The sequence below is a fragment of the Faecalimonas nexilis genome (assembly GCF_059731825.1).
In genome coordinates this window covers 1203870-1215900 of record NZ_AP029189.1, presented here as the reverse complement: position 1 = coordinate 1215900, position 12031 = coordinate 1203870, and the positions used below count along the sequence as shown (strand labels likewise).

The 12031-nt window shown below is 41.9% G+C and carries 10 protein-coding genes; 1 reads left to right on the top strand and 9 read right to left on the bottom strand.

The window, feature by feature from the left end:
• Genes def through AC6I5B_RS06045 form a run of 3 tightly spaced genes read right to left on the bottom strand, consistent with a single transcriptional unit; the run spans position 1 to position 4227 of the window.
• Positions 1-486, bottom strand: a complete 486-nt coding sequence (gene def, locus AC6I5B_RS06055) for a peptide deformylase (protein WP_004614475.1) — start codon at positions 484-486, stop codon at positions 1-3.
• 16 nt (positions 487-502) lie between these two features.
• Positions 503-2728, bottom strand: a complete 2226-nt coding sequence (priA, locus tag AC6I5B_RS06050) for a replication restart helicase PriA (RefSeq protein WP_497773666.1) — start codon at positions 2726-2728, stop codon at positions 503-505.
• A gap of 20 nt (positions 2729-2748) precedes the next feature.
• Entirely contained in the window at positions 2749-4227 is a 1479-nt protein-coding gene (locus AC6I5B_RS06045) for a UDP-N-acetylmuramoyl-L-alanyl-D-glutamate--2,6-diaminopimelate ligase (protein WP_044988179.1), read from the bottom strand.
• Between the two features lie 113 nt (positions 4228-4340).
• On the opposite strand from AC6I5B_RS06045, the gene AC6I5B_RS06040 reads away from it, so the two are divergent.
• Positions 4341-4955, top strand: a complete 615-nt coding sequence (locus tag AC6I5B_RS06040; protein WP_004614478.1) for a DedA family protein — start codon at positions 4341-4343, stop codon at positions 4953-4955.
• 21 nt (positions 4956-4976) lie between these two features.
• Here AC6I5B_RS06040 and AC6I5B_RS06035 read toward each other — a convergent pair whose 3' ends face one another.
• The 6 genes from AC6I5B_RS06035 to AC6I5B_RS06010 form a co-directional block, all read right to left on the bottom strand.
• Positions 4977-6185 carry a DNA polymerase Y family protein gene (locus AC6I5B_RS06035; RefSeq protein ID WP_022250753.1) on the bottom strand — a complete coding sequence of 403 codons (1209 nt, stop codon included), beginning with the start codon at positions 6183-6185 and terminating at the stop codon, positions 4977-4979.
• Positions 6186-6201: 16 nt separating this feature from the next.
• Positions 6202-8784: an ATP-dependent chaperone ClpB gene (clpB, locus tag AC6I5B_RS06030; protein ID WP_004614480.1), complete on the bottom strand. Its 2583-nt coding sequence runs from the start codon at positions 8782-8784 to the stop codon at positions 6202-6204.
• 209 nt (positions 8785-8993) lie between these two features.
• Positions 8994-10211, bottom strand: coding sequence for a tyrosine-type recombinase/integrase (locus AC6I5B_RS06025; RefSeq protein WP_117456825.1), 1218 nt, complete (start codon positions 10209-10211; stop codon positions 8994-8996).
• 105 nt (positions 10212-10316) lie between these two features.
• Entirely contained in the window at positions 10317-10511 is a 195-nt protein-coding gene (locus AC6I5B_RS06020) for a hypothetical protein (RefSeq protein ID WP_005423220.1), read from the bottom strand.
• 457 nt (positions 10512-10968) lie between these two features.
• Positions 10969-11208, bottom strand: coding sequence for a helix-turn-helix domain-containing protein (locus tag AC6I5B_RS06015; RefSeq protein WP_005423216.1), 240 nt, complete (start codon positions 11206-11208; stop codon positions 10969-10971).
• Positions 11198-11629, bottom strand: coding sequence for an RNA polymerase sigma factor (locus AC6I5B_RS06010; protein ID WP_044925118.1), 432 nt, complete (start codon positions 11627-11629; stop codon positions 11198-11200). Before AC6I5B_RS06010 ends, AC6I5B_RS06015 begins: the two co-directional genes overlap by 11 nt.
• Between the last annotated feature and the right edge of the window lie 402 nt (positions 11630-12031).

Below are 12031 nucleotides of genomic sequence, written 5' to 3'. Positions count from 1 at the left end.
TTAGTCTTCCTCGTCAAACTCATCATCATACTCCACACTGTGAAGTTCGCCTTCTACTTTTTCGACATACAAATGCCCGTCCAAATGGTCAATCTCGTGGCAGAACGCTCTTGCAAGCAGCCCTTCTCCTTCATAAACCACTTCTTCCATCTCTTCATTGAGCGCCTTTACTTTCACATAATTCGGTCGCGTCACAGTTCCCGATTTTCCCGGCAGACTTAAACATCCTTCCTCTCCTGTCTGCTCTCCTGCTGTCTCAAGAATCTCCGGATTCACCAAAATAATCGGACCCTCTCCAATATCAATAACTACGATTCGTTTTAAAATACCAACCTGCGGTGCCGCAAGTCCCACTCCCATAGCATCATACATTGTATCCAGCATATCCTCAATCAACACCTTTGTTCGGTCTGTCATATCGGTTACTTCTTTACATACCTTCTCTAACACATCATCACCAATTTCTCGAATCTTACGAATTGCCATTTTTTATCCTCCTCATTTAAAATACATTCATCGGATTAAAGTCGAACTGCACTCGAACTTTTCGAAATCCGGAATTAATCTCTATATATTGTTCCAATTTATTTTTCAAATCTATCATCGCCTCGTATCTGGCATGTTTTAAATAGATCACTCTGCGATACACATCGTTTACCTTTCCCACATACGGACTTGCGGGACCGATGATTCTCACTTGATTCCGGTTCATGCGCTCTGCATAACTCTTCATGTAGCTGCACGCCGTCTCAAGCAAAGACTCATCTTCACTCGTAACCAAAATCGCTGCAAGCTGTTCCACCGGCGGATATCCCATCATTGTACGGTATGCGAGTTCCTCTTGATAAAACGCTTCATAGTCCTGCTTTGCAGCTGTTTCAATACTATAATGCTCCGGACTGTATGTCTGAATGACAACCTCGCCCTTTTCACTTCCTCGCCCGGCGCGTCCCGCCGCCTGTGTAAGAAGCTGAAATGTCCGCTCTCCTGCACGATAGTCATCGGCGTACAACGACAGATCCGCCGCCAGTACTCCGACAAGTGTCACATTCGGAAAATCATGTCCTTTTACGATCATCTGCGTTCCAATCAAAATATCCGCCTCTTCATTTGCAAACGCCTCCAAAATCTTCTCGTGTCCATCTTTTTCCTTCGTCGTATCCATGTCCATGCGAAGTACACGTGCATCTGGGAATTCCTTCTTTACAAGTTCTTCAATCTGCTGTGTTCCTGCTCGGAAACCGCCGATATGTTTTGAGCCGCACGATGGGCAGACTGAAATCATAGGCTCCTCATATCCACAATAATGGCAGACCAGTTTCCCACCGCGGTGAGATGCAAGTGAGACATCGCAATGTGGACATTTTACCACATAGCCGCAGGATCTGCACGAAATAAATCCTGCAAACCCTCTCCGATTGATAAATAACATAATCTGTTGTCTCTTTCTCAATCGGTCAGCCATCAATTCATACAGCTTTCCACTGATAATCGAACGATTTCCACTTTTTAGTTCCTCTCGAAGATCGATTGTGTACACCGTCGGCATCTCCTGCATCTTTGCTCGGTTCTGAAGTCTTAAAAGTTCGTATTCTCCTTTTTGGGCACGGTAGAAAGCCTCAAGAGACGGTGTTGCTGAACCAAGCACAACACTTGCACCTTCTAAGTGTGCCCGCTCCACAGCCGTCTCTCTGGCATGATATCGGGGGATCTGTTCACTTTTATAAGTCGATTCATGCTCCTCATCGATCACAATCAATCCCAAATTGGCAAAAGGGGTAAATAACGCTGATCTTGGACCAATCATCACATCAATCGCCCCTTCTTTTGCCCGCATCATCTGGTCATACCGCTCGCCGCTTGACATCTTGGAATTCATAATGGATATCCTCTCGCCAAACCGCTTATAAAACCGCATCACAGTCTGGTAGGTCAGTGCAATCTCAGGAATCAGGACAATCGCCTGCTTCCCTTCTTTGATCACACTTGCGATCATCTCCATGTAAACTTCAGTCTTTCCGCTCCCTGTCACCCCATATATGAGATAAGTCTTGCGGATTCCTTTCAGATAGTCTTCCCGAAATGTGTCAATCGCATGCTGCTGTTCCTCAGTATAAACCACTTCTTTCCACTCTTTTTTTCGATTTTTAATCGGATTTCTCCAGACCTGCTCGGACTCTATTCTGGCAACATTCTGCTCTTCAAGTGCCCGAATGACTGTTCGTGTGACATTCAGTTTTTTTGTGATAAGCTCATACTCCAATATCTCCTCATCAAGCAGTGCTGCCAAAAGTCTCGCCCTTGCCTTCTGATTCTTCTTCAGATATTCCTCAAGCTTTGTCTTCCCTTCTTCTTCATCTAACAGCAATCGGACATAGCGCCTGATCTTTTTGTTCTCTTCCCGCTTGATTGGAAGTACTGTCTTTAGCGACTGTATCATCGTCCCGCCATAGTACTCTTTCATCCACGCCGCCAGTGCCTCAAGTCTGCCCTCGATCGCCACGCTTTTCTCCGCCAGACTCAGAATCGATTTTACTTTGTTCGGATCGTATTCACAGTATTCTGACAGCCCGATCACATACCCTTTGATCTCACGATTCCCTTTTCCAAACGGCACGACAACCTCTACGCCTGCGTGTAACCGTTCTTCTAATTCTGCCGGAATACGGTACTCAAAAATTTTATCCAGTTTTTCATGTGTAATATCTACGATAACTTTCGCATACATGCACAACTGCTCCTATACTTTTATCGAATCAAATTCTCTCTTTTACTCTCTTTTACGACTTCCGCAATGAGAACTCTCTCATCCATATCGTACTTCACGCCTTTGATCTCCTGATAGTCCTCGTGTCCTTTTCCTGCGAGCACGATTACATCGCCCACCTCAGCATGGTCAACCGCATAGCGGATTGCTTCTTTTCTATCACAGATCTCCACATATTTTCCATCTGTTTTTCCAATCCCGATCTTAATATCATCAATGATATCCTGAGGTTCTTCAAAACGCGGATTGTCCGATGTGATGATTGTAAGATCTGCTAATTTTCCGGACACCTCACCCATCTCATATCTTCTCGCCTTCGCTCTGTTTCCTCCGCATCCAAACAGACATACAAGACGCTTTGGGTGATATTCTTTCAATGTTGTCAAAAGACTCTCAAGGCTCATCGCATTGTGCGCATAATCAATCATGAGCGTAAAGTCCTCAGATACTTTCACCATCTCGATTCTGCCTTTTACCTTTGCAACTTTTAAAGCCTTCTTGATCATCTCCACCGGCACATCAAAATGTCTGCACACCGCAATCGCAGTCAACGAATTATAGACACTGAATGTTCCCGGAATGTCAATCTCCACATCAAAATCCATCAGCCCGGACACATGGTAAGATACTCCTAAGTATCCCGGTCTTGACACTAATTTTGTATCTGCTGCCCGAAGGTCTGCTTTTTGTGCAAAGCCAAATGTTTCAATCTGGCAGGTCGCGCCGCGAAATACATCTTCAAAGTACGGATCATCCACATTCGCAATCCCAATCCTGCATTGTTTGAACAGCAGACCTTTGCATCGCTTGTAATCTTCAAAATCTTTATGTTCATTCGGTCCGATATGGTCTTCCCCAAGATTTGTAAAAATTCCAATCTCAAACGGAATACCCGCAGTTCTGTGAAGCATCAACCCTTGCGATGACACTTCCATGACCACTGCATCACATCCCGCATCAACCATTTTCCGGAAATACTGGTGAATCGTAAACGACTCCGGTGTCGTATTCTTTGCCGGAATCACTTCGTCTCCGATGATCGCCTCGATTGTTCCGATCAGACCAACTTTATGTCCTACTCCCTCCAAAATGGACTTCACCATATATGTTGTCGTCGTCTTTCCTTTCGTTCCTGTGATACCTATTACTTTCAGCTGCTCTGCCGGATAACCGAAATATGCCGCAGATGCCAGCGCAAGTGCATACCTCGTATCTTCCACCTTAATCACAGTCACATGTTCTGGAGCTTTCACTTCTTTTTCCACGATCACTGCTTTCGCACCTTTTTCTAACACCTCTTTTACAAATTCATGACCATCTACAACTGCGCCGCTGATGCATACAAACACGCTGCCGGCGCAGACTCTTCTTGAATCATTCGTAAGCTCTGTAATCTCTATATCATCGTTTCCTTGTACTACTTTATACTCTAAACGTTCTAATAACTTTGTCAGCTTCATCATCTATTGCCTCCTGTTTTTTCATAGATACTATTAGGATACCACATCTCTATGAATATTCATAATAAAATTTCTATATACTATTTTTAAGAAAGCAAATATGAGGTATCACTATGCACATCTTTATCATGGATATGATGAATTCCTTCGGCTATATCGGAATTGCACTTCTCATTATGATCGAAAATCTCTTTCCTCCTATTCCCTCGGAAGTCATCCTGACATTCGGCGGCTTTATGACAACTTATACCCATTTGACAGTAGGTGGAGTTGTCTTTTTTTCCACCCTCGGTTCCACAGTTGGCGCCATCTTTCTTTACTACATTGGGAAATTACTCTCTCCGGAAAAATTAGAGCAACTTATAGATGGAAAGCTCGGAAAAATCCTCCATTTCAAAAAATCAGATGTCAGAAAATCGATCAAAAAATTCCAACAAAAAGGGAATATGACTGTTTTCATCTGCCGTTGTATCCCAATCCTTCGAAGCTTAATCTCTATTCCTGCCGGAATGTCGAACATGAAAATGGGTAATTTTTTAGTCCTTACAATTGCCGGAAGTGCACTTTGGAACACTATTCTCGTCTCAGCCGGCGCTGCTGCCGGAGCCTCCTGGGAAAAAATTTTGGAAGTGATGGATACATATTCTACCGTTGTCGTTATCATCATAGGACTTTCTATGTTTTTTGGTTGCTTCTTTTATTATCGCAATCGAAAAAATGAATCGTAAAGCACGAAAGGAACTCTTCTCCTACTTGAGTAAAGTCCCTTTTTTCACTGCATCCTCTCCGTACTTTTTACGAATCACATCCAATGCTTTATCTAATTTTTGATGTTTCTTGTTTTTCACACTCTGTTCTTCCTGCTTTGTCTGAAAGTCAAAAATGCTCATTTGAACCGGAGCCGACTCATCCTGAAGTTTTGAAGTGCGTATACCAAGCAGACGAATCGGTTCCTGATTCCACAATTCCCGGAACAATTCGCATGCTGCTTTATAAATCACCTGATCTGCATTGCTCGCCGTCTCAAGCTGTTTCTGATGGGAAACCGTCTGAAACGTGTGGTATTTAATCTCCACGCTCACCATACCGGCTCTCTGTTTTTCCTTGCGAAGTCTTCCGCCAACACTTTCTGCCAACCACAAAAGAACTTTTTTCGCTTCTTCCTCTGTGACAGCATCTTTTGCCAATGTCGTCGAATTACCGATCCCCTTATTCTCCACGTGTCCTCTTCGAACTTTCTCATGGTCTATTCCATTTGCAAATTCCCACAATGTCCTGCCATGACTTTTCAGATGTAACTCCAGCAAATTCGGGTCTGCCTTTGCAAGTTCCCCGATTGTCCGTATCTCCAGCTTGTTAAGTACCTCTACACTGGATCGTCCCGCCATATAAAGTTCCGAAATAGGCAATGGCCACATCTTTACCGGGATTTCTTTCGGGAATAAGGTGTGTACCTTATTTGGCTTTTCAAAATCAGATGCCATCTTTGCTAAAAGATGATTTACAGATATTCCAATATTCACTGTGAATCCAAACTTCTCATACACAGCGTCTTTGATCTCAAATGCAGCCTCCACAGGAGACAGATACAGATAGGATATCCCCGTAAAATCCATGAAACACTCATCCACACTCACCTGCTCGATATCCGGTGTATACGTTTGAAGAAACTCCATCAGTCTCCTGCTGTACTCCTGATACATCTTATGATTTGGCGGCGCCATCACAAGATCCGGACATTTTCGGAAAGCCTGTGCAACCGGCTCCCCTGTCCGAATCCCATATTTTTTCGCCAAAGGAGATTTTGCAAGCACAACCCCGTGTCTGGATTCCTGATTACCTCCTATAATCGCCGGGATTTTGCGTAAATCCACTTCTGCTCCATTTTTCAATTGTTCTACTGCCGTCCAGCTAAGATACGCTGAATTTACATCAATGTGAAAAATAATCTGTTCCATGCTTTTTTCCTGCAATTTATTTTATTTTCGCTGTCAGTTTGTCCCCTTCTACATCAATCAGAATGACATCTTCACTGCCAATATCTCCCTGTAAAATCAGTTTTGCAGCTAATGTCTCTACATGCTTTTGAAGATATCGTTTCAGCGGTCTTGCACCGTACATTGGCTCATAGCCACCTTCCACCACAAAATTCTTCGCAGCATCTGTAAGCTCTATCGAAAGTTCTTTATCTTCCAGCCGTTTATTGACATCTTTCAATAATAAGTCAATGATTGCATAAACGTTCTGTTTCGTCAATGGTTTGAACATAATTGTCTCATCTAGACGATTCAAAAATTCAGGTCTGAAATGTGCCCGCAGATCATTCATGACCATCGTTTCACTTTCCTTGCTGATCTCACCGTTCTCATCGATGCCATCCAAAAGGTAAGCAGATCCGATATTTGATGTCATGATCAGAATCGTATTTTTAAAATCAACAGTCCGACCTTGTGAGTCAGTGATACGTCCGTCATCCAACACCTGCAGCAACACATTAAACACATCCGGATGTGCCTTTTCAATCTCATCAAACAAAACAACGGAATATGGTTTTCTTCGAACCGCCTCTGTAAGCTGTCCGCCTTCGTCATATCCGACATATCCCGGAGGTGCTCCTATCAGACGAGACACTGAGTATTTCTCCATATATTCGCTCATATCAATACGAACCATATTGCTCTCATCATCAAACAAACTCTCCGCAAGTGCTTTTGCAAGCTCTGTCTTACCTACCCCGGTAGGTCCCAGGAACAGGAATGATCCGATTGGTTTCGTAGGATCTTTGATACCTGCTTTCGAACGGATAATCGCCTCTGTTACTTTTGTAACCCCTTCATCCTGCCCAATGACACGTTTGTGGAGTTCTTCGTCAAGATGAAGCGTCTTGCTTCTCTCACTTTCATTTAATTTTGCAACCGGAATTCCTGTCCATCTGGAAATGATTCTCGCAATCTCTTCATCTGTCACACTTTCATGCACTAATGAAAGATCCCGCTCTTTCACTTTCTTTTCCTCTTCCTCCAACTGTTTTGTCAGCTGTGGAAGTTTGCCGTACTGCAATTCTGCCGCACGTTCCAAATTGTAGGAATGCTGTGCTTTTTGAATCTCCTGATTCACCTGCTCAATCTCTTCACGGATTTTCTGTAGTCTCTCTACAGAAGTCTTCTCATTGTCCCACTGCGCTTTCTTTCCGGCAAATTCATCACGCAGTTCTCCAAGCTCTTTTTGTAGGTTCACGAGTCTGTCCTGACTTAATCTGTCATTCTCTTTTTTCAGAGCCGCCTCTTCAATCTCAAGCTGCATAATACGTCTTTGCAGTCCATCCAACTCTGTAGGCATGGAGTCTAACTCTGTCTTGATCAATGCACACGCTTCATCTACAAGGTCAATCGCCTTGTCCGGAAGGAATCGGTCGGAAATATATCGATTGGAAAGTGTTGCGGCTGCCACAAGTGCACTGTCTGTAATTTTCACACCATGAAATACTTCATAACGCTCTTTTAAGCCACGCAGAATCGAAATCGCATCTTCCACCGATGGTTCATCTACCATAACCGGCTGGAAACGTCTCTCCAATGCAGCATCTTTTTCAATATACTGTCTATATTCATCCAGTGTTGTCGCGCCAATACAGTGAAGTTCTCCACGCGCCAGCATCGGCTTTAACATATTTCCGGCATCCATCGCGCCGTCCGTCTTACCTGCTCCGACAATCGTGTGAAGTTCATCGATAAACAGAATGATATTTCCATCACTGTTTTTCACTTCTTCGAGCACTGCTTTCAGACGCTCCTCAAATTCACCACGATATTTTGCACCGGCTACCAGCGCCCCCATATCAAGCGCAAACACTTTTTTATCTTTTAACGCCTCAGGCACATCCCCGCGCACAATACGTTGTGCCAGCCCTTCTACTGCCGCCGTCTTACCGACACCAGGTTCTCCGATCAGCACCGGATTGTTCTTTGTCTTTCTAGACAGGATTCGTATGACATTACGAATCTCCGCATCACGGCCGATGACTGGATCAAGTTTTTGTTCCCTTGCCCGTTCTACCAGATCACTGCCGTATTTATTAAGCGTATCATAGGTTGCCTCCGGATTGTCACTGGTGACTCTCTGATTCCCTCTTACGGTAGAAAGTACTTGAAGGAAACGCTCTCTTGTAATATTAAACTCCTTGAAAATCGCCTTTACTTCTCTGTTTGGCTGCTTAATTAATGCTAGAAAAATATGCTCTACAGAAATGTACTCATCTCCCATTTGTGTAGCTTCATCTTCCGCATGAATCAAAGCTTTGTTCAAATCCTGTCCGATATATACCTGACCGCCTTGCACTTTCGTTCTCTTTCTAAGCGCTTCCTCCACACGGTTGATAAACAACTCTTTTTGGATTTCCATCTTTTCTAATAATTTTAAAATCAGACTGTCATTCTGTGTGACCAAAGCATAGAGTAAATGCTCCTGTTCAATCTCCTGATTGCCATATTCATAAGCAACTTTTTCACAGCCCTGCACCGCCTGCATCGAATTTTGTGTAAATTTATTTATATTCATACATCACGCCTCCTTTTGCGAGTTTGTTTTTTCTTGTTCTATTGTAGGTATAACACATATTATTAGCACTGTCAAGTGTTGAGTGCTAATTATTTGAGATTTTTTTTGCAAACCTTGATTTTACGGGGTTTGCAACACTTTTTTTCCTTATAATCATCACTTTTTCTTGATTTGACACCATTTTGACACCAATTTTTTTATTTTTGGTGTCAACTAATTGCTACGCTTTCCAGCCTTGTGATTTCACTCTCAATTCTGGACATCTCACTTACATGGTTATATACGTCCATTGTTACATCTATGTGGGCGTGTCCCATAATATATTGAAGAACTTTTACGTCTATCCTCTTTTCTGCCATTCTGGTACAAGCCGTATGTCGCATAATGTGAGCGGATACCGTTGGTAACAATTCAGCATTTCTATGTTCAGTCTTTGCAATTTGAACTTCTTTTTTGTTATATGCGTCTACAATATTATATAAGATATTGTTTATTGCACTAGGCATGAGCGGTCTGCCGGACTTTGCCATGAAAATGAATCCTTTATAACCGTCTATCTCAACATCTTTTCCTTTTTGAAGCATAAAGTTTAATTTCTTTTGTTCTTCAAATGCTCTTTGTACATCTGATGTCATAGGGATAGTTCGGATTCCAGAATCCGTCTTTGGCGTGGAAATATGGAATTTATAGCCATCTCCTAAATCTTTATAAATCAACTGATGGTCAATACTTACCGCTTTTGTTCTGACATCTACATCTTCCCAAGTCAATCCAATCAGTTCTCCGCACCTTACACCAGTTCCTAACATGATTCTGAGCATTGGATAGTAGGTGTTGTATACTTGATTATTTTTCACAAATTCCAGCATTTTTTCCTGTTGTAAAACTGTTAAGGCAATACGTTCTTCTGCCTGTCTACCATAATCACTGATAGAAAACTTTGCCGGATTCTTGCGGATAATATCATCATCAACAGCCATTTCCAGTGCCGGATAAATCATATTGTTAATAAATTTTATTGTAGAATATGCGTATCCTGCTTTAGAAAGTTTTGAGTAAAACGATTTGATGTGTGATGGTAAAATCTGAACAACCTTGATGTTTCCAATTTCGTCTTTGACACGATTCTCCCATGTTTTCAGATAATTTGCTCTAGTAGATTCTTTCAGCTCCCTAGTGGACATATATCTTTCAAACAATTTATTAAGAGTAAGTTTTTTGATTGCTCCATCAGTTAAAATGTTATCTTCCAAGTCTTTTGCAATCTGCTTTTCCTTTTCCCTTAATTCCGGTAAATCCTTTGCATATACTGTCAGACGTTTTCCACTTCTTATATCTGTATAACGGTAACTATATCTACCATCTTTACGCCAGCTTTCGCCCTCTCTTAATTTTCTTCCTTTATGGTCTTTTCTGCTATTTGCCATGAGAAACATTCCTTTCTGTAATAGCCCCCTTTTTTGTTCTCATGACGTGGTTATGTCTATAAATATTATACCATATATCACAAGAAACATAAATGAAAAAGGGTGTTATTCTTCCAGATATGAGAGGTAATTTTTGACTTTTTCTACCGAATAAAGAACCCTACGTCCAATCACAATTTTTGCTCCTGCCTGTTCTCCAATCTTTCTTGCAGTAGCATGACCACAAGATAACATTGCAGACAATTTATCTATATTTACCGTTATCGGCTGTGAGGTTGGTCTTTCTTTTGTTTTGTTCATCTGTCAGCCCTCCTTTTACCGACCTGTATTATCGTCATTTTCTGCACACCAGTAAAAGTATCACTCTCCTTTATCATATGCTTTTTACAAGCAGTCAGACGGCTTCGGCAAGCTCCGCTGGTATCTCAACCATTCCCATTCCTGTGGGCTGAACCGTGTCATACGGGTGTATCATTATCCTGTGTTGCAGGTCATAGCAGAACGACTTTTCCAACGGTCGCTCCCAGATCATTGCATGAATCGCTATCTCCCGATTGGAAAAGTCACGGCGTACAACCTCTGATGGCTCACTGCAAGCACAAACGTATCTGACTGCTTTATTCAGTTGTCAAAGAACTGTTAGGCTCTTGTCAGCCTGTATCAATTCATTTTTGCAAATGGACTGATACAGAATGATAAGAAAAAGCGGAACAGGAAAGAGGGGAGTTTGTTAAATCATGCTCCGCTCAAATATTACTTAATGTTCGTCTATTTCAAATTCACATATCATTTTCAAAAGGGCTTCTCTGATACGTCCCTTTAATTCCATATCAACCACAATGTATACGTTACCGTACTCATCGTAAAACGGGCGTAAACAGCATTTTGATATGTAGGCTTCATAGAATAACAACAGCTTTTCTATGGCGTTTTCGTTACCGTCCACGGCTGATGATATGAGAAAAAATGATGGAAGTGTGTGTTGCTTATTCTTCATTTGTTTTCTTCTCCTTTAACTGCTTTCTGATTTCTTCAAGTGAATTTCTTCTGTGTCTGTATGATGTGCTTCGGTTGATATTCAGCTTTTCGCCTATCTCCGAATCACTCATATCCAAGAAGAAAAACATCAATACAATGTTTCGGCTCTGCTCCGGCAACTGTTTCAGTGCTTCTGCAAGTTCTTCATCAAGTACACGGATTTCTGTACCGCACACATCGAACGTTGTATATTCACTTTCGTAATCGTCCCATACAATCAATTTCTCAACAACAATCTCTGGAAGCTCACAAAAGGATACTTCCTTTGCCTGTCGTCTTGCTAATTCCTTGCGGTAGTTACGGACAATGCCTTTCACAACCTTTTTGAGCTTACAGTCAAACTGACACTGTATTGTCTTTTGGAAGTCTGATGGTTTCAAAATCACACCCCCTTTCGCTATGAAGTGAAAAGTATGTATCCCTCTTTCCGCACCATATCTGTACGGCAAGGTGTGATTTGTTGCAGGATTGAAAAAATTTTTTGTAAATATGAAAACAGCCTATTTGCACCAATAACAAATAGACTGTTTTTAAAACATCTGATATATGAGTTTTTAATTCATGTTCAAGGACTGATGATGTACTAAGAAAAAGACGGAATAAATTCGGTTGTCGGTATAGACTGCCTGTTTTACTTAGAATCACAAATTGCTCCTTGACCAGAGCAAGCCTGTGAAAATAGAAAAAGGACAGCTCTGGTTATACCAAAACCGTCCCTATATTTTTGGACATTATAAAAGAGATTACCCACAGAACGGTTTTTTTTATTTACCGAACGAGGT